This is a genomic window from Kitasatospora sp. NPDC023385, from assembly GCF_055664045.1.
Genome location: NZ_JBVOOL010000010.1, coordinates 167,347 through 185,780 on the forward strand (window position 1 = coordinate 167,347; position 18,434 = coordinate 185,780).

An 18,434-nucleotide genomic window follows, 5' to 3' on the forward strand; every position below is an offset into this window, starting at 1 on the left:
CTTTCATTGATAGCATCCCGGCCGGGGATGTCCCGTCAATGCCATGCACACTTCACAACTCCGGTTCCAGCACGCTCCCTTGGCCGACGAACTCCGCCTTCTCGGATTTCTCTTCCGGGAACGTGAACCAGCAGAGCCGTCGTATCCGTAGAGACCCAATGGAACCGGGTAACCACGCCCACAGGGGGGCCGCCGCATGACGCAGGATCAGGCCGCAACCGCCGCCACGACCACGACCACGATCACGACCGCCGAACCAATGGTGACCGTGACCGACCTCCGCCGCAGCTTCGGCACCGGCGAGCGGACCGTGCACGCCCTGCGCGGCGTCTCCTTCACCGTCGGCCGCGGCGAACTCACCGCGCTCAAGGGCCGCTCGGGCTCCGGCAAAACCACCCTGCTCAACCTGGTCGGCGGACTGGACGGCCCGACCGGCGGCAGCATCGCCCTCGACGGCGTCGACCTCGGCGGACTGAACGAGGACGGCCGGCTCGCCCTGCGCCGGGAGCGGATCGGCTTCGTCTTCCAGTCCTTCGGGCTGATCCCGATGCTCACCGCCGCCGAGAACGTCGGCGTGCCGATGCGGCTGCGCAAGGTCCCGGCCACCGAGCGCGAGGAGCGCGCGCACACCCTGCTGGCGCTGGTCGGCCTGGCCGGCCACGCCAACCAGCGCCCCGGCGAGCTCTCCGGCGGCCAGCAGCAGCGCGTCGCCATCGCCCGCGCGCTGGCCAACGAGCCCGGTCTGATCATCGCCGACGAGCCCACCGGCCAGCTGGACTCGGAGACCGGCCGCTCCATCATGGAGCTGCTGCGCGCGGTGGTGCGCAGCGAGGGCGTCACGGTGCTGGTCGCCACCCATGACCCGACGCTGATGGGACTCGCCGACCGTGTGATCGAGCTCCGGGACGGACGGGTCGTGGAGGAGGCGGCGGAGCAGGCCGCGTAGCGGGCGCGGGCCCGCTCGCCGGTGTCACCACCCGCGCGCCGGACCAACACTGCGCGGCAGACCGACACTGCGCGGTTGGGGCCGGGCGGGCAGGGACGGGGCGGGGCGGGGAAGCGTGGGGTTGCGGGGTGCGGCCCTCATGCGTCCCCGTCCCTGCCCCTGCTCTGCCCCTGCCCCTGCCCTACCGCGCCCACCCGGTCAGGCGCGGGGGTGCGGTGGGCGGGGGCGTCAGCCCTTGGCCGGGACGATCGACTGAGCGTGGTGGAACACCTCCTCCCCGTCCCAGTACGCCTTCGTCCGCTGGAGCCGCGCGTAGTTGGCCTTGTAATAGAGGCGCGGGTAGGCGGGGTCGGGCTCGCCGGCCGTGCCCAGGTCGACGTCCGGATAGTTGACGTAGGCGCCGTCCGTGGCAGTGTCGATCTCCGGGACTCCACCGGTCTCCCGGTAGACGCCTCGGTAGAGGCCGCTCAGGTACGTCAGGTGCGCGGTGTCCTCGGCCGGGTCGGTCCAGTACGTCTGGTACTGCAGCTTCATGATCGAGTCGCGCTGCGGGACGGCGGTCTCGGCAGGTCGGCGGGTGTTGATCCGGCAGCCGTAGGAGTCGATCTGGACCAGCGTCTTGGAGAGGTCCGCGCCCTCGGCGTCCCGCACCAGCCAGTCCCAGAAGGTGGCGATCTGGGCCGGGCTGAACGGCTTGCGGTGGTAAGCCGACTTGTACTTGCCCCGTTGGTTGTCGCCCGAAGGGTTCAGCGTCATGGTGGCCTGGAACCAGGGCAGTTGCCGCCGCTTCTCCGGGTACGGCAGGAACAGTCCGCCGGCGGCGCGGGTCTGCACCACCGAGCGGGTGGCCATGCCCTGCTCGACGGCCGCCACGAAGGCGTCGAGCGGAGCCGGGTCGTCACCGTCCCACTGGCTGAACAGGACGACGTTCCCGTTGGAGTGGTGGGTGAGCTTGAGGATCGCGAACAGGCCCTGGTACACCGACTCCTGCGGCCCGCTGTGCTCCGCCATGAAGGCACCGAAGTTGCGCACCAGCGTCTCGAAGTCGGCGGGCTTCTCCAGTAGTTCGTCCCACGGCCAGGCGACGCTGCTGAGCCAGACCCGGGGCGGCGGCTGGGGCACGTCCGCCGCGAAGTGGTAGCGCAGCACCACCCCGAAGTTGCCGCCACCGCCGCCGGTGTGAGCCCAGAAGAGGTCCTGCTCGGGCGAGCCCTTCGCGTCCTCGCGGTGCGCCTCCGTCACCACGGCGGTGCCGCCCCGCACGGTGACCACGTCGACCTGAACGAGGTGGTCCACGGTGAGCCCGTGCCGCCGGGACAGCACCCCGAACCCGCCTCCGCAGATGTGCCCGCCCGCGCCGACCGAGTAGCAGGACCCGGCGGGCAGGGTGACGGCGTGCTCACGGAACAGCGTGGTGTAGATGTCCCAGTTGGTCGCACCGCCCTCGACGCAGTACGTGGGCCGGCCGAACTTGTCCGTGGAGGCGGCGACGCCGCGCATCGTGCTGAGGTCGAGGATGACGCCCCGGTCGTTGTCGACGAAGCCCTCGTAGCAGTGCCCGCCGCCGCGGACCGTCGGCCGAAGCCCGCGGTCCAGCGCCCGGTTCAACTCGGCCACGGCGTCGGCCTCGTTGCCCACCAGTCGGACGTAGGCGGGGCTGCTCCGCCACCGCTGGTTGAAGCCCTGGCTGAGCGTCCGGTAACGGGGATCGCCCGGCCGGATCGACTGCCCCTTCGGCAGTTCCCGTGGCGCGCCCCCGGCGGCCGCCGTGCTCATGGAACCGACGGTGATCCCGGCCGCCGCCGCGCCGGCACCGCCCAGGAATCCCCGTCGGGAGAAATCGTGCTGCATGCCCTGTCCCCACTTTCTCGGTGTCGAGAGAAGCTGGCGAGCCGCACGCTAACACGGGTATTCGATCCAGAGAAACGGTTTTAAAAAGTGTGACAGTACGTCATTTATGGCGCGACATAGGGCATCCACCTCCCCCGTTCCCTTCAGCCGCCATTGTCAGTGGCATCGGCTATGGTCGCCGACAACTCAGGGAAATCCACCATCCGGGAGGTTCGGTGACGATCTTCTTCCGCATTGTCCGCGCAATCCGAGAAGCCGGCCGGAAAACCCGGTCGTGGTGGCTGGCGGCATCGCCGGCCACCACGACCGACGGCTCGCCCCTCGGGCGCCCCGAGGTGCGGCCGCCGTCAGGCCGCCGGGAAGATCTCCGCGTCCGGCTTCAGCAGCTGGCCCGGCTTCGGCGCGGTGCCGTCCACCAGGTAGCGGGTGACCAGGTCGTTCAGCGCCTTGCTACGGCCCACGGCGCAGTGCTCGATCGCGTCGACGCTGACCAGCACGGCGTTGCCCAGCTCCTGCTGCATCCGCTGGGCGAACTTGTACTGGGTGGCCGGGTCGTAGAGGTTGCCGATCACCATCACGGTGTTGGAGGTCTTCTTGTTCCACGGGCCGGAGAAGCGCTCGGCGTCCCGGGCCGGGGCGGGCCAGCTCGCGCACGCGGGCGCGTCGAAGGCCTGGTAGCGGCCGAAGGTCGGCGACTCCTGCTCCCAGGTCTTGGCGACGTTCGCGAACACCCGGTCGTTCGACGGGTACGGCTTGTCCTGGCAGTTGACACCCATGTAGGAGTCGTCGGCGGTGTACTCGGAGTCGACCGGCGCCTCCCGCAGCGCCCGCGGGACGTCCACCGAGAGGAGGTTGGCGTCCTCGTCCGAGACGTTCGCCTTCGGAGCCAGCAGGGTCGCGGCGTTCGGCTTCTGCAGCACCTGGTACGTCGCCTGCAGCGACTTGGCCAGCGGGGCCAGCTTGGCCTGCGAGTACAGTGCGCTGGCGACCTCGCTGGTGAAGCTGCTCAGCGTCACCCGGGAGCCGTTCGGCAGCGTGATCGGGCTGGTCCGCAGGTGGTCGCGGAGCTGGTCGAACTTGGCCCGGGTGTCACCCTCGCCGAAGGCGCAGCGGGGCGCGCCGGCGGCCTGGCAGCGCTTCAGGTACTCGTCCAGGGCCAGCTCGAAGCCGCCCGCGCGCTGGCGGTCGTACTCCAGGCCGTTGTGCAGGCGCAGGTTCGGGTCGACGTTTCCGTCGATGATGATCGCCCGGACCTTGTTCGGGTACATGTTCGCGTACGTCGAACCGATCAGGGTGCCGTAGGAGAACCCGGCGAAGCTGAGCTGGGAGTCGCCGACGGCGCGGCGCATCCGGTCCAGGTCGCGCACCACGTTGATGGTCGACATGTGCTCGATCAGTGGTCCGGCGTTCTGGCTGCAGGCGTCGGTGTAGTCCTGGTCCGCGTCCAGCGTCTCGTCGACCTCGGTCTTGGTGACCGGCACGCCGACCATGCGGTTGTTGACCGCGTCGGCCTGCTCCTGGGTCTTGAAGCACTTGAGCGGGTTGCTCCGGGCCACACCGCGCGGGTCGAAGCCGATCAGGTCGAACTTGGACTGCACCTCGGGGCCGAAGCGGGAGGTCGTCGCCCACAGGTAGCCACTGCCGCCCGGGCCGCCCGGGTTGAGGAACAGCGAGCCGATCCGCTTAGACGGGTCGCTCGCCCGCCGCCGCATCATGGCGATGCCGACCTTCTCACCCGACGGGTTGTCATAGTCCATCGGCACGGGATAGACGGCGCAGTCGTAAATGCCCGGGTCCGGCTTGCTGGGGTCGGGGTTGCACGGGGTCCAGGCGACGGGGTCGACCTTCGCCTCGGCCAGGCCCGGGGCCTGGCCGATCGGCGCCGCCGAGGCGGCGACGGTGGAACCGGTGACAAGGGTGACGGCAACGGCGACTGCTCCGGCCATCGTGGATATGCGGGACAAGGAACCTCCTCGGTACGGAAAAGGGCTGCCCCAGCCTGTCAGCCGGAGATCTCCGTGTGAAGACCTCGGCACAGCGGAAAACGTCCGCGCGCCGCACCTAAAACTGCGGAATATTCTGTGAATAAACCGACTTGACGGCCCTTTGATCTGATGTCGGATCAACCGACGGGGTCTTCGGCACGGTTCGGCCCCCGCAACCGGCGTGCCACCGACCGCACCGCAGGTCGCCGGCCCGACGCTCGGCCGACCACGCTATTTCGCGATCGGCTGCGACAGGTCGTCCTCGGCGACCACCTGGTACACGGCGTTCAGGGTCGGCGGTCCGACCAGGTCCTTGATCCGCCCGAAGCGGCGCTCCTCGACCGGGGCGAGCCGTTCCATCCAGGCCTGGATGGACTCCGGCCCGTGCTCGCCCTCGATCAGCGCGATGGTGAGGATCTCCCGCGAGTCCTCCAGCGCGGTGGCGCTGATCAGCCGGGTGCGCGGGTCGTCCGGGAACACCTCGTCGGGGATCCACGCCTTGCGGAACTCCCCGTACTCCACAGCACCATGACGGCGACGAGCTGCATGACATCCTCCCCGCTCTCCAACCGCAAACTCGGCGCAGCGCTCGGCGTCGAGGGCATGACGCTCTACTACTACGTCCCCAGCAAGGCCGCCCTGCTCGACGGCATGGTGGAGCGCCTGCTCGAACTGTCGGCCGGCGACCTGTTCGCCGAGCCCAGCGGCCCGTGGACCGAGGTCGTCCGGCAGTTCGCCGTCGAACTGCGCCGACTGCTGCTCGACCACCCTGCCATGCTCACCGTCCTGGCCACCCGCCCGGCCGCCACTCCCACCGCCCTCAGCCTGCTGGAACGCGGTATCACCGTGCTCCACGAGGACGGCGTCCCGCTCGCCGACGCGCTCGACGTGCTCAACTCGGTAGTCCGGTGGACCATCGGCCACACCCTCGGCGAGGTCGGCGAGACACCCCACCACGAGGGCACCGAGCCCCGCCCCGAGCAGTTCGCCGCACTGGACGGGGACACCTACCCCCACCTGGCGCAGGCATTCAGCACCGGCGAGGGCCTCGACTCCGAGAAGTGCTTCCACCGCACCCTGCGCATCCTGCTCGCCGGCTACGCCGCCGAGTTGGAGGACGCGCGGGAGCGGCGGTCCTGAGAGACCGATCCCCACCGCCGCGATCCCGCCGCGCGGGTGCCGCCCGGACGGAGGACTCGCAGGACACACTTGACGAGCCATCTGATTAGGCACCATATTACTTCCGTGACGCAGCACTCCGAGCCCGACCCCGGCGCCCCCACCCTCGACCAGGCCCGCCGCCAGGTCGCCCGCTACGGCCTCGCGGCCGATCCGCAGGCGATCCTGGTCGCAGCCCGGCTGATGGCGGCCGGCGCCCGGATCGGCCAGGCCAGCGAGGTGCACTTCGGCCGATTCGGCCTCTCCACCGGCCGTTACCGCCTGCTGGCCGACCTGGAGGACCACGGCGGGGAGAAGTCGCCGTCCCAGCTCGCGTCGAGCCTCGGCGTCTCCCGGGCGACCGTGACCGGCCTGGTCGACGGCCTGGAACGGGACGGCCTGGTGGCCCGCCGCCCCTCCACCGAGGACGGGCGCGGCAACGTGGTGATCCTCACCGCGCGCGGCGCCGACAAGCTCCGCGACCTCGCGCCCGAACACTTCGCCCGGATGCAGGCGCTGGTGGGCGGCCTCTCCGTCGATGAGCGCACGACCTTCCTCGACCTGCTCGCCCGGGTGGTCGCGGGCATCGACGCCTTCACCCAGGCCGACCTCGAACCGACAGACTGACCTCGGACCGACCCCCGGGCCTACCCCTGGACCGAACCACCGGACCGGACCACCGGACCGGACGGGCGGGCCGCCCACCGAGCGGCCCGCCTCTTTCCGGCCCCAATGGTTAGGTACCTAAGCATCAATAGTTAGCTACCTAATCACACGTCGGAACATTCCCGCCGAGTACGAAGGAGCAATCGATGAGCAAGAAGGCCCCCGGCGCACCGCCGCCGTTCGTCCTGTGGCGTGAGGTGCTGGTCGCCTACGCCATGCCCGCCGCGTCCGCCGGCATCGGCGGAGCGCTCACCCACCAGCCGCAGCTCGTGGTCGCCGCCGCCACCACCATCGGCGGCACCTCCGCCGTCGTGGCCGCTGCCCTCGGCTCGGCCCTGCGCCGCCGTCCCGCCCGTGCGAAGCCCGTCCGGACACCTCGTGCGTTCGCGGCCGCCGCCCTCGGACTGGTGGCCGCCGCCCTCGCGCTCGCCGTGGGCCTCGCCGCCGCACGCTGGCTCCCGCACGTCCCGGCCCTCTCCGACAGCCCCTGGCCGGGCCGGGTGCCGATCGACCTGCCGGTCTCCTCGGCGATCGCCGCCACCATCACCACGTGGCGCTGGCGCGGCAGCCGGCGGACCCGCGAATCGCAGCACCGACTCCCCGCCACCCCTCGACCCGAAGGGCAGATGTCATGATCGTCATCATGGGCGCCACCGGCGCCACCGGAGGCGCCACCCTGCGCAGCCTCGCCGCTCTCGGCACTCCCAGCCGCGCGCTCAGCCGCGACCCCGCCCGCCTTGCCGCCGGGCTGGACGAACAGACCCTCGCACAGACCGAGCCCTTCAAGGCCGACGCCGCCGATCCGGACTCGCTCCGCGCGGCCCTCCGCGGCGCGGACCAGCTCTTCCTCACCATGGCCAACGCTCCCCACCAGGTGCAGTACGAGCTGAACGCCATCGAGGCCGCCCTCGACTGCGGCGTGGAGCACGTCGTCAAGGTCTCCGCGCCCGCCTCCGAGCCGGACTCCCCCGTCGCGGTCTCCCGCGGCCACCACCTGATCGAGGAGCGACTGCGGTCCTCCGGCATCGCCACCACCGTCCTGCGCCCGTACGCGTTCATGCAGAAACTGCTGCTGCTGGCGCCGGGCATCGCCGCCGCCGGGATGGTGCACGGCGCGATGGGGCAGGCCCGGTGCAACTACGTGGACGTCCGGGACATCGGGGACTTCGGCGCCGACGTCCTCACCCGGCCGGAGCTGGCGGGCGGCACCTACCCGCTCACCGGCGGCCGGGCCTACAGCTACCCGGAACTCGTCGCGCTGCTGGGCGAGCTGCGCGGCCGGCCGGTCCGCTACCTCGACCTCTCCCCGGCCGAGTTGCACGCCCACCTGGTCGGACGGGCCGGGATGCCCGGCTGGCTCGCCGCCCACGTGGTGGAGATCCAGCAGCTGGCGGTGGTCCGCCGGGAGGCGCCCGACGGCACCTTCACCCACGTCACCGGGCGCAGCCCGCGCACCCTGGAGGCCTTCCTCCGCGAACACCTGCACTGCTTCCGGTGACCGCCCTCTGACCGCCCCCTGACCGCCCACCGATCGCTCCACTCGGGCGGCGGGCTGGTGACGGCCTGACGCGGACCTCCGTGAAATGGCCGAAACGCCGGGCCCGCCACCCGAAGGGAGGAGCATTCGCTGTGGCATGGATCACGCTCCGAAGGTTGACCTGACGGTCCGTCAATTCAACTGACCTACCGTCACATCACTGGCGAAACGGCACTGTTAATGACTGATAGATCGTCAGATTCAGTCAATGTGAGCCAAGTTGGATCGGAATTCGCCTCGCGCACCGTCCGGAGGCCGGGGCTACCATCGGTCAGGTTGTCCGCTCCGGCCCCGGAGTGGGGTCACCCGGATCCGGCGAGTGGTCCCACCGCCCCCACGGGCCGGGCATCGAACGGGACGGGGCGAGGACGAGGAGCGCAGGCGCTGCCATGACAGCTGAACCGAGCCAGCCGAACGAGCCGGTCCAGCCGGGCCAGGACGCCACGCCGCCGCGCGCCCTCTTCCCGGGCCGTCCGGCCGCCGCGCCGCGCACCCTGGTCGACCTGATGGACGCCACCGTGCGCGCCCACCCCGACGAGCCTGCCCTGGACGACGGACACACCGTGCTCAGCTACCGCGCGCTGGCCGCCGACGTCGAGCAGCTGCGCCGCCGACTGGCCGCCGACGGCATCGGGCCGGGCGACCGGGTGGGCGTGCGCGTGCCCTCGGGCACCAACGACCTGTACGTCTCGATCCTGGCCGTGCTCGCCGCCGGGGCCGCCTACGTCCCGGTGGACGCGGAGGACCCGGACGAGCGCGTCGAGCTGGTCTTCGGCGAGGCGGGGGTCGCCGCCGTACTCGGCGCCGAGCGCGCCATCACCACCACGACCGGGCCCGCCCGCACCGCCACGACCGAGCGGACGCCCGCCGCCGACCACCGCCCCACCCCCGCCGACGACGCCTGGATCATCTTCACCTCCGGATCCACCGGCAGGCCCAAGGGCGTCGCCGTCACCCACCGCAGCGCCGCCGCCTTCGTGGACGCCGCGTCCGCGCTGTTCCTGCGGGAGGAGCCGATCGGCCCCGGGGACCGGGTGATGGCCGGCCTGTCGGTGGCGTTCGACGCCTCCTGCGAGGAGATGTGGCTGGCCTGGCGGCACGGCGCCTGCCTGGTGCCGGTGCCCCGTTCCCAGGTCCGCAGCGGCGCCGACCTCGGCCCCTGGCTGGCCGAGCAGGAGATCACCGTGGTCTCCACGGTGCCGACCCTGGCCGCGCTGTGGCCGGCCGAGGCGCTCAACGAGGTGCGGCTGCTGATCTTCGGTGGCGAGGCCTGCCCGCCCGAGCTGGTGCAGCGGCTGGTCACCGAGGGCCGGGAGGTGTGGAACACCTACGGCCCGACAGAGGCCACCGTGGTCGCCTGCGCCGCGCTGCTCACGGGCGGGGGCCCGGTGCGGATCGGCCTGCCGCTGGACGGTTGGGACCTCGCCGTGGTGGACGAGGCCGGTGAGCCGGTCGCTGCCGGCGGCACGGGCCAGCTGGTGATCGGCGGGGTCGGCCTGGCCCGCTACCTCGACCCGGTGAAGGACGCGGAGAAGTACGCGCCGCTGCCTTCGCTGGGCTGGGAGCGCGCCTACCGCAGCGGCGACCTGGTCCAGGCCGACCCGGCCGGCCTGCTGTTCCTCGGCCGCACCGACGAGCAGATCAAGCTGGGCGGCCGCCGGATCGAGCTCGGCGAGGTCGACGCGGCGCTGCAGGCCCTGCCCGGCGTGTCGGGCGCGGCCGCCGCCGTCCGCACCGCCCGCGGCGGCAACCAGCTGCTGGTCGGGTACCTGGTGGTCCAGGAGGGCTTCGACCGCGAGCGGGCCGTCGAGCGGCTGCGCACCGAGCTGCCCGCCGCCCTGGTCCCGCTGCTGGCGTCCGTCGAGACCCTGCCCACCCGGACGTCCGGCAAGGTCGACCGCACCGCCCTGCCCTGGCCGCTGCCCGACCTGGAGGCCGCGGGCCCGAGCGAGCAGTTGTACGGCACCGAGGCGTGGCTGGCCGAGCAGTGGGCGGAGATCCTCGGCATCAAGGTGAGCGGCCCGCGGGACGACTTCTTCGCGATCGGCGGCGGCAGCCTGGCCGCCGCCCGGCTGACGACGCTGCTGCGCACCCGCTACCCGAGCGCCGCCGTGCTGGACGTCTACCAGCACCCGACGCTGCGAAAGCTCGCCCGACACCTGGAGCGCGGCGCCGCCGACCGCTCCGAGGCGCGGACCGTCGCCCTGGTGCCGACCAGCGCCAAGCTGCTGCAACTGCTCCTGCTGATCCCGCTGTTCACCGTGGTCGGGCTGCGCTGGACGGTCGCCCTGCTGGCCGCCGGCAACCTGCTCACGCACCTCGGCGACTACCCGTGGGCGCCCACCGCCTCCTGGTGGTGGGTCGGCACGGGCGTGCTCGCGCTGTACACCCCGGCGGGCCGGCTGGCGGTCTCGGCCGGCGGCGCCCGGCTGCTGCTGCGCGGCCTGCGCCCCGGCAGCTATCCGCGTGGCGGCGCCGTCCACCTGCGGCTGTGGACCGCCGAGCGGCTCGCCGAGATCAGCGGCGCGGCCTCGCTGTCCGGCGCCTGGCTGGTGCGCTACGCCCGCGCGCTGGGCGCCAGGATCGCGCCCGACGTGGACCTGCACTCGCTCCCGCCGGTCACCGGGATGCTGAAGCTGGGCCGCGGCTGCGCGGTCGAGGCCGAGGTGGACCTGTGCGGCTACTGGCTGGACGGCGACCGGCTGCTGATCGGCCAGGTCAAGGTCGGCTCCGGCGCGGTGGTCGGCACCCGCTCAACGCTGCTGCCCGGCGCCCGGGTCGGCAAGCGCGCCCAGGTGGTGGCCGGTTCCAGCGTCACCGGCCAGGTCCCGACCGGCCAGCGCTGGGGCGGTGCGCCCGCCGTCAAGTTGGGCCGCACCGAGCGTGTCTGGCCCAAGGATCGCCCGCCGCGCCGGGCCCGCTGGGCGGCGCTGTACGGCGCCAGCGGCGGCGTGCTCGGGCTGCTCCCGGCGCTGCCCGCCCTCGCCGCCCTCGCCGTGCTCTCCCGCTTCGTCCACCAGGGCGGCGCGCTCGGCCCGGCGCTCGGCGGCGCCCTGCTGGGCCTGCTGCCCGCGACGGTGGTGTTCGGCACGGTGTACGCGGCGCAACTGCTGGCGCTGGTGCGGCTGCTGAGCATCGGCCTGGAACCCGGGGTGCACCCGCTGCACGGCCGGGTCGGCTGGCAGGCGTGGACGGTCACCCAGCTGATGGACCGGGCCCGGGAGGTGCTGTTCCCGCTCTACTCCGGGCTGGTCACGCCGCTGTGGCTGCGGGCGCTGGGGATGCGGGTCGGCCGGGGCGCCGAGGTGTCGACGGTGTTGGCGCTGCCGAGCCTGACCACGGTCGGGGACCACGCGTTCCTGGCCGACGACACCCTGATGGCGCCGTACGAGTTGGGCGGCGGCTGGCTGCGGCTCGGCGAGGCGAAGGTCGGCGAGCGGGCGTTCCTCGGCAATTCGGGGATGACCGCCCCGGGCCGGTCGGTGCCCAAGCGCGGCCTGGTGGGCGTGCTGTCGGCGGCGCCCGCGAAGGCGAAGAAGGGCAGCTCGTATCTGGGCATGCCGCCGGTGCGGCTGCCGCGCTCGGCGGACCGCGGCGACCGGAGCCTGACGTACGATCCGCCGGCCCGGCTGTTGTGGGCGCGCGGACTGGTCGAACTGGGCCGGGTGGTGCCGGTGCTGGCCTCGGGGGCACTGGGCCTGCTGACGGCGGCGGCGATGTCCTGGTTGGCCGCCGGCTCCCCGGCGGCCGCCGCGCTGCTGTCGGGCTTGGTGCTGCTGGCGTCCGGCACGGTGGCGTGTGTGGTCGCGATCGCGGCGAAGTGGCTCCTGGTCGGACGGTTCCGGGCGGTCGAGCACCCGCTGTGGAGCGGCTTCGTGTGGCGCAACGAGCTGGCGGACACCTTCGTGGAGATGCTGGCGGTGCCGTGGCTGGTGGGTGCGGTGCCGGGCACCCCGGTGCTGAACCTGTGGCTGCGGGCGCTCGGCGCCGACGTCGGGCACGGGGTCTGGTGCGAGAGCTACTGGCTTCCGGAGGCGGACCTGGTCACCCTCGGCGACGGGGTCACCATCAACCGGGGCTGCGTGGTGCAGACGCACCTCTTCCACGACCGGATCATGCGGATGGATACTGTGGTCCTCCGCGAGGGCGCCACCCTGGGCCCGGGCGGCATCGTGCTGCCCGGCAGCACGGTGGGCGCGCGCAGCACCCTGGGCCCGGCCTCGCTGGTGATGCGCGCGGAGTCCGTCCCCGCCGACACGCGGTGGCTGGGCAACCCGATCGAGGCGTGGCAGACCACGTCATGACCACCCCGACGAGCAGTCGTCCCGGCCCGCAGGAAGCGCACGCCCCCGTGAAGCCCAAGCACGCCCCGGCGGTCGCCGGCGCCCCGGACCCGTACTTCCCGAACAGCGGCGACCACCGCTACCGGGTGCACCGCTACGAGCTGACGCTGGACTACCGGCCCGGGCCCAACCGGCTGGCCGGGTCCGCCCGGCTGAGCGCGGTCGCGGACGCGGCACTGGCGGAGTTCGCGCTCGACCTGGCCGAGTTCCGGATCGGACGGGTCCTGGTCGACGGCCGGGCCGCCCGCTACACCCACCGCGCCGGCAAGCTCCGTGTCCGCCCGGCGAAGGCACTCGCGGCGGGCGCGGCGTTCACCGTCGAGGTGCACTACACCGGCAACCCGCGCCCGGTACGCAGCCCGTGGGGCGGCCTGGGCTGGGAGGAGCTCACCGAGGGCGCGCTGGTGGCCAGTCAACCGGTCGGCGCGCCGTCCTGGTTCCCGTGCAACGACCGGCCCGCCGACAAGGCGACCTACCAGCTGGCGATCACCACGCCGTCCCCGTTCACCGTGGTGGCGAGCGGCCGACTGCTGACCCGCACCACCCGGGCGTCCAGCACCACCTGGGTGTACGAGCAGAGCGCGCCGACCCCGACGTACCTGGTGACGGTGTCGATCGGGCACTACCGGCCGGTGCCGCTGGCCGCGCGCCCGGCCGTGCCCCAGACCGGGTACGTGCCGGAGCCGCTGGCCACCGCCTTCGCCCGGGACTTCGCCCGGCAGCCGGAGATGGCGGCCTACTTCGGCGAGGTCTTCGGGCCGTACCCGTTCGGCGAGTACGCGGTGGTCGTCGCGGACGAGGAACTGGACGTCCCGGTGGAGGCCCAGGGCATCGCCACCTTCGGCACCAACCACCTCGGCGGCGGCTGGGAGCGCGAACGGCTGATCGCCCACGAGCTGGCCCACCAGTGGTTCGGCAACAGCGTCACGATCGCGAACTGGCAGCACATCTGGCTCAACGAGGGCTTCGCCAAGTACGCGGAGTGGCTGTGGTCCGAGCACGCCGGCGGCCCCGCCGCGGCCACCCACGCCGCCGCCGCGCACCGCCTGCTGGCGGGGCTGCCGCAGGACCTGAACCTCGGCGATCCGGGCCGGAAGCTGATGTTCGACGACCGGCTGTACCAGCGCGGCGGGCTCGTCGTGCACGCCCTGCGGCGGGCGCTCGGCGACGACGCGTTCTTCGCGATGCTGCGGGACTGGACGAGCGTCAACCGGTACGGCGTGGTCGACACCGCCGACCTGCGGGCGCACGCCTCCCGGTACACCACCACCCCGCTCGGCCCGCTGTTCGAGGCCTGGCTGGAGCGGCCGCAGCTCCCGCCGCTGCCGGGCTGAACACCCGTCAGGGCGCGCTGTTCTCATCCTCGTCCTCGTCCTCGTCGTTCTCGTCGTCGTTCTCGTCGTCGTGGCAGGCGGGCGGTAATTCGGGCTGACCCGACGCCGGGCTCGACTACTGTCCGTCCCCATGCCGATGAGTTTCGAAGACCACATGACCGACCTGCCCGACGAGCTGCTCCCCGCCACCCGCCGCGCGCTCCTGCACCGGCTCGCTGTCGCGCAGTCCGAAGGGCGCACGCCTTCGCTGATCGCCGGCGTGGTGCGCGGCGGCCGGCCGGTGTGGAGCGGCGCCCGCAGCATGATCGACGGGCACGCGCCGGCCCCGGACGTCCAGTACCGGATCGGCTCGCTCACCAAGACCTTCGTCGCCGTACTGGTGCTGCGGCTGCGCGACGAGGGCCTGCTCGACCTCGCCGACCCGCTCTCCCGCCACCTGCCCGGCACCCCGGCCGACGACGCGACGATCGCCCAACTGCTCTCACACACCTCCGGCCTCGCCGCCGAGACCCCCGGCCCGTGGTGGGAGCGGACCGAGGGCTCGCTCCGGCCCGGCCTCGACGACCTCCTGGAGGCCGAGCGCCCGCTCAAGCACCCGGCCGGGCGGCTCCACCACTACTCCAACCCCGGCTACGCGATGCTCGGCGCCCTGGTGGAGGAGCTGCGCGGCGAGCCCTGGGGCGAAGTGCTGCGCCGTGAGGTGCTGGCGCCGCTCGGCATGGACCGCACCACGCTGCTGCCCCAACATCCGCACGCCAGGGGCTTCGCCGTCCATCCCTGGGCCGACGTCATGCAGCCCGAACCGCTCACCGACACCGGGCTGATGGGCCCGGCCGGCCAGCTCTGGTCCGCCGGCGCCGACCTGGCCCGCTGGGCGGCCTTCCTCGCCGCCGGGGACGACAAGGTGCTGTCCGCCGCCACCCTCGCCGAGATGCGCCGCCCCGCCACCGCCCCGAACGACGCCGGATGGACCTCCGCGTACGGCCTCGGCCTGCAACTGCGCCGCCACGAGGGCCGGCTGCTGTACGGGCACACCGGCTCGATGCCGGGCTTCACGGCGGGACTGTGGGTCAGCGAGGCCGACGGCCTGGCCGCGTACGCCCTCGCCAACGCCACCAGCGGCGCCGCCACGCCGCAACTGGCAGCCGAGTTGATCACGCTCACGGCCGAGCACGAGCCCCGGCTGCCCGAGCCCTGGCGCCCGCTGGCCGAGGTGGACGAGGACCTGTTGGAGCTCACCGGGCCCTGGTACTGGGGCGCCGCGCCGAACGCGCTCCGTTTGCGGGCCGGCCGTGTCCTGGAACTCGCCCCGCTCGCCGGCGAGGGCCGCGGCTCGCGCTTCCGCCCCGAGGCGGACAGCACCTGGACCGGCCTGGACAACTACTACGAGGGCGAGACCCTGCGGGTGGTCCGCCGTGCCGACGGCACGGTCAGCCACCTCGACGTCGGCTCCTTCGTCTACACCCGTGAGCCGTACGGCCCGGCCGCGGCCGTCCCGGGAGGCGTCGACCCGGCGGGCTGGCGGGCCGTGTGAGCCGGGCGACCCGGCGGGGGTGACCGCCACCGCGGGGGCGTGCGATGCAGCCGCACGCCCCCGTTGTCCACCCCCTGCGAACGAGCGCCCGGTGCCCGGGAGATGACCGACAGGCCACGGGTGGTCCCATTCAACAGGTGCACATCTGCGCTCCCCCGCGCCGCAACGTGGATGCCAACCGGCTCGGAGAGACATACCGAGACCGGTTCGCGTCCATGCCCGACCACCTGCGGACCGGGACGGTGCCCTGGCGAACCACGGCACCGCCGATCGTGCTGCCCTGGAGGGTCCGCCATGACCACCGTCCCCACGTACGCTCCGTCCGCAGTCACCCCCGCCCACGGCACCCCGGCGGTGCCCGCTCCCCGTCCGCGGCCGGGCGCGACCCCGACTGCGGCTTCGGGTTCGGCTTCGGCTCCCACCCCGACCCCGACCCCGGCCTCGTACACCGTCGCCCTCGCCCGCGACGAGGACGACGTGCGGGCCGCCCAGCAGCTGCGCCACCAGGTGTTCGGCGCCGAGCTCGGCGCCGTGCTGCACAGCCCGGTCGAGGGCCTGGACGTCGACCCCTTCGACGAGTTCTGCGACCACCTCCTGGTCCGCGAGAGCGAGCACGGCGCCGTCGTCGGCACCTACCGGCTGCTGCGCCCCGAGGCCGCCCGGCGGGCCGGACGGCTGTACTCCGAGGGCGAGTTCGACCTCTCCGCCCTGGCACCGGTCCGTCCCGGCCTGGTCGAGCTCGGCCGCTCCTGCATCCGCCCGGACCACCGGGGCAACGGCGCCGTCATCACCCTGATGTGGGGCGGCATCGCCCGCTACCTGGCCGACACCGGCAACACCTGGGTCGGCGGCTGCTGCTCGATCGGCCTGGCGGACGGCGGCGCCACCGCCGCCCGGGTCTGGGACACCGTCAGCGCCAGGCACCTGGCTCCCGCCGAGTACCGGGCCACCCCGCACCGCCGCTGGGACGCCACCGGCGTGCCGCGCGCCGAGCGGGGCGCGCTGCCGGCCCTGCTCCGCGGCTACCTGCGGCTCGGCGCCTGGGTCTGCGGCGAACCCGCGTACGACCCGGACTTCGACTGCGCCGACCTGTACGTGCTGCTGTCCCTGGAACGCACCGACCCGCGCTACCTGCGGCACTTCCTCTCCGGGCTGCCGGGCCTGGGCACCGCCTCATGAGCGTCTGGCTGCCGACGGCGACCTGCCGGCCCGAGACCTGCCTGGCCGACCCGGTGCCCGAGGTCTCCCGACCCCGGCGGGTGCTGCGACTGACGGCCTGTCTGGCGGCCGTCGTGGCCGGCGTCGTGCTCGGCGTCGTGCTCGGCGTGCCGTTCCGGGTGCTCCCGTACGGCGTCCGGGACGGGCTGATCCGGCTCTGGGCACGCGTCGTCCTGCGTGCCCTCGGCGTGACCGTCCACCTCGCCGGTCCCGGCGGCGGCCCGGGCGCCGGGCCCGGCGGCGGCCTCGGCGGCGGCCCGGGCGCGGGTGGGGTGCTCGTGGTGGCCAACCACGTGTCCTGGCTGGACATCCCGCTGCTGGCGGCCGGCCGGCCGGGCCGGTCGCTGGCCAAGGCCGAGGTCCGGCAGTGGCCGGTGCTCGGACGGCTGGTCGCCTGGTGCGGCACCGTCTTCCTGGACCGCGACCGGCTGCGGACGCTGCCGGCCACCGTCGCGGCGGTGGCCGAGGAACTGCGCACCGGGCACCCGGTGATCGTCTTCCCGGAGGGTTCGACCTGGTGCGGGCGGGAGAGCGGCCGGTTCCGGCCCGCGCTGTTCCAGGCCGCGGTGGAGGCGGGCGCCTTCGTCCAGCCGGTGACGATCCGCTACCGGCTGGCGGACGGGCGGCCGACCAGCGTACCCGCCTTCATCGGGGACGACGGACTGCTCACCTCGCTCGCCCGGGTCGTCGCGGCGCGCGGGCTGGTCGCCGACGTGACCTTCCTGCCGCCGATCCCGCCGCCCGGACCGCAGCCCACCCGGGCCGGCGCCCGGCGCGAGTTGGCCCGCTCCGCGCAGGCCGCGGTCGAGGGGTTCCACTGACGGGCCGCCACCGCACCGGCCGCTCACCAGAAGGTAGGCTCACCGGGCATCCCCGTCCGTACGACCACGGAGGAGTCACCGATGCCCGCCACCTACCCTCTCTACGAACCGTACGCACAAGGCCTGTTGGACGTCGGCGACGGGCAGCGGATGCACTGGAACGCCTCCGGCAACCCGGCGGGCACCCAGGCCGCGGTGGTGCACGGCGGGCCCGGCTCCGGCCACAACCCCGGCGCTCGGCGGTACTTCGACCCGGAGCGCTACCACGTCGTCCAGTTCGACCAGCGCGGCTGCGGCCGAAGCCTGCCGCACGCCGCCGACCCGTCGACCGGGCTGGAGCACAACACCACCGCGCACCTGGTCGCCGACATGGAACGGCTGCGTGAACACCTCGGCATCGACAAGTGGCTGCTGTACGGCGGCTCGTGGGGTTCCACGCTGATCCTCGCGTACGCCCAGGCCCACCCGGAGCGGGTCTCCGGGATCGTGATCTGCGGCGTCACCACGACCGACTCCGACGAACTCGACTGGCTCTACCGGGGCGTCGGCCGCCTGATCCCCGGGCCGTGGGAGGAGTTCCGGGACTTCCTGCCGGCCGCCGACCGGGACGGCGACCTCCTCGCCGCCTACAGCCGACTGCTCAACAGCCCTGACGAGGCGGTCCGTCAGGCCGCCGCCCACGCCTGGGCCACCTGGGAGGACGCGGTCATCGCCCACGAGGCCCTGGGCAAACCGAACGCCTACACCGACCGCCCGTCCGACGCCCTGATGGCCTTCACCCGGATCACCGCGCACTACTTCTCGCACCAGGCCTTCCTCACCGACGGCCAACTGCTGCGCGACGCCGGACGGCTGGCCGGGATCCCGGGCGAGCTGATCCACGGCCGACTGGATCTCGGAGCGCCGCTCGGCATCCCCTGGAAGCTGGCCAAGGCCTGGCCGGAGGCCCGGCTGACAGTCATCGACGAGGCCGGTCACACCGGGAGCCCGCGCATGACCGAGGCCGTCCTGGCCGCGATCGAACGGTTCGCCTGAGCGCCC

Annotated in this window: 14 protein-coding genes; 11 read left to right on the plus strand and 3 right to left on the minus strand. The window is 73.2% G+C overall.

Features of this window, described 5'->3' with window-relative positions:
* Positions 1-196: 196 nt before the first annotated feature.
* A complete protein-coding gene (locus AC0B61_RS18100) occupies positions 197-946 on the plus strand; it encodes an ABC transporter ATP-binding protein (protein WP_471741664.1) in 750 nt (249 codons plus the stop codon).
* Positions 947-1,174: 228 nt separating this feature from the next.
* On the opposite strand, the gene AC0B61_RS18105 is transcribed toward AC0B61_RS18100, so the two are convergent.
* The 3 genes from AC0B61_RS18105 to AC0B61_RS18115 all read right to left on the minus strand — a co-directional run bounded on the left by AC0B61_RS18105 (position 1,175) and on the right by AC0B61_RS18115 (position 5,304).
* Positions 1,175-2,722: an FAD-binding oxidoreductase gene (locus AC0B61_RS18105; protein WP_471741665.1), complete on the minus strand. Its 1,548-nt coding sequence runs from the start codon at positions 2,720-2,722 to the stop codon at positions 1,175-1,177.
* Positions 2,723-3,144: 422 nt separating this feature from the next.
* Positions 3,145-4,761, minus strand: coding sequence for an alpha/beta hydrolase (locus AC0B61_RS18110; protein ID WP_471741666.1), 1,617 nt, complete (start codon positions 4,759-4,761; stop codon positions 3,145-3,147).
* 252 nt (positions 4,762-5,013) lie between these two features.
* Positions 5,014-5,304 (minus strand): hypothetical protein, encoded by a 291-nt coding sequence (locus tag AC0B61_RS18115; RefSeq protein ID WP_471741667.1) that lies wholly within the window; start codon positions 5,302-5,304, stop codon positions 5,014-5,016.
* A gap of 24 nt (positions 5,305-5,328) precedes the next feature.
* Here AC0B61_RS18115 and AC0B61_RS18120 point away from each other — a divergent pair, with 24 nt between their 5' ends.
* From AC0B61_RS18120 to pip, 10 genes are all read left to right on the plus strand, one after another.
* Positions 5,329-5,922 (plus strand): TetR/AcrR family transcriptional regulator C-terminal domain-containing protein, encoded by a 594-nt coding sequence (locus AC0B61_RS18120; protein WP_471741668.1) that lies wholly within the window; start codon positions 5,329-5,331, stop codon positions 5,920-5,922.
* 105 nt (positions 5,923-6,027) lie between these two features.
* On the plus strand, positions 6,028-6,567 hold the full coding sequence (locus AC0B61_RS18125; RefSeq protein ID WP_471741669.1) for a MarR family winged helix-turn-helix transcriptional regulator: 540 nt from the start codon (positions 6,028-6,030) through the stop codon (positions 6,565-6,567).
* A 185-nt stretch (positions 6,568-6,752) separates the two neighbouring features.
* Positions 6,753-7,241: a hypothetical protein gene (locus AC0B61_RS18130; RefSeq protein ID WP_471741670.1), complete on the plus strand. Its 489-nt coding sequence runs from the start codon at positions 6,753-6,755 to the stop codon at positions 7,239-7,241.
* Positions 7,238-8,104, plus strand: a complete 867-nt coding sequence (locus AC0B61_RS18135) for an NmrA family NAD(P)-binding protein (RefSeq protein ID WP_471741671.1) — start codon at positions 7,238-7,240, stop codon at positions 8,102-8,104. Before AC0B61_RS18130 ends, AC0B61_RS18135 begins: the two co-directional genes overlap by 4 nt.
* Before the next feature lie 428 nt (positions 8,105-8,532).
* Entirely contained in the window at positions 8,533-12,447 is a 3,915-nt protein-coding gene (locus tag AC0B61_RS18140) for a Pls/PosA family non-ribosomal peptide synthetase (protein ID WP_471741672.1), read from the plus strand.
* Positions 12,444-13,820, plus strand: coding sequence for a M1 family metallopeptidase (locus AC0B61_RS18145; protein ID WP_471741754.1), 1,377 nt, complete (start codon positions 12,444-12,446; stop codon positions 13,818-13,820). Before AC0B61_RS18140 ends, AC0B61_RS18145 begins: the two co-directional genes overlap by 4 nt.
* Positions 13,821-13,974: 154 nt before the next feature.
* Positions 13,975-15,354, plus strand: coding sequence for a serine hydrolase domain-containing protein (locus AC0B61_RS18150; RefSeq protein ID WP_471741755.1), 1,380 nt, complete (start codon positions 13,975-13,977; stop codon positions 15,352-15,354).
* A gap of 294 nt (positions 15,355-15,648) precedes the next feature.
* A complete protein-coding gene (locus AC0B61_RS18155) occupies positions 15,649-16,533 on the plus strand; it encodes a GNAT family N-acetyltransferase (RefSeq protein WP_471741673.1) in 885 nt (294 codons plus the stop codon).
* Positions 16,530-17,393, plus strand: coding sequence for a lysophospholipid acyltransferase family protein (locus AC0B61_RS18160; RefSeq protein WP_471741674.1), 864 nt, complete (start codon positions 16,530-16,532; stop codon positions 17,391-17,393). Before AC0B61_RS18155 ends, AC0B61_RS18160 begins: the two co-directional genes overlap by 4 nt.
* A gap of 81 nt (positions 17,394-17,474) precedes the next feature.
* Positions 17,475-18,428, plus strand: a complete 954-nt coding sequence (gene pip, locus AC0B61_RS18165; protein WP_471741675.1) for a prolyl aminopeptidase — start codon at positions 17,475-17,477, stop codon at positions 18,426-18,428.
* Positions 18,429-18,434: the final 6 nt, after the last annotated feature.

What these genes read in the sequence shown, in the direction of transcription:
- AC0B61_RS18100 (WP_471741664.1), top strand. Translation starts at nt 197, where the DNA reads ATGACGCAGGATCAGGCCGCAACCGCCGCCACGACCACGACCACGATC.
- AC0B61_RS18105 (WP_471741665.1), bottom strand. Translation starts at nt 2,722, where the DNA reads ATGAGCACGGCGGCCGCCGGGGGCGCGCCACGGGAACTGCCGAAGGGG.
- AC0B61_RS18120 (WP_471741668.1), top strand. Translation starts at nt 5,329, where the DNA reads ATGACATCCTCCCCGCTCTCCAACCGCAAACTCGGCGCAGCGCTCGGC.
- AC0B61_RS18130 (WP_471741670.1), top strand. Translation starts at nt 6,753, where the DNA reads ATGAGCAAGAAGGCCCCCGGCGCACCGCCGCCGTTCGTCCTGTGGCGT.
- AC0B61_RS18135 (WP_471741671.1), top strand. Translation starts at nt 7,238, where the DNA reads ATGATCGTCATCATGGGCGCCACCGGCGCCACCGGAGGCGCCACCCTG.
- AC0B61_RS18140 (WP_471741672.1), top strand. Translation starts at nt 8,533, where the DNA reads ATGACAGCTGAACCGAGCCAGCCGAACGAGCCGGTCCAGCCGGGCCAG.
- AC0B61_RS18145 (WP_471741754.1), top strand. Translation starts at nt 12,444, where the DNA reads ATGACCACCCCGACGAGCAGTCGTCCCGGCCCGCAGGAAGCGCACGCC.
- AC0B61_RS18150 (WP_471741755.1), top strand. Translation starts at nt 13,975, where the DNA reads ATGACCGACCTGCCCGACGAGCTGCTCCCCGCCACCCGCCGCGCGCTC.
- AC0B61_RS18155 (WP_471741673.1), top strand. Translation starts at nt 15,649, where the DNA reads ATGACCACCGTCCCCACGTACGCTCCGTCCGCAGTCACCCCCGCCCAC.
- AC0B61_RS18160 (WP_471741674.1), top strand. Translation starts at nt 16,530, where the DNA reads ATGAGCGTCTGGCTGCCGACGGCGACCTGCCGGCCCGAGACCTGCCTG.
- pip (WP_471741675.1), top strand. Translation starts at nt 17,475, where the DNA reads ATGCCCGCCACCTACCCTCTCTACGAACCGTACGCACAAGGCCTGTTG.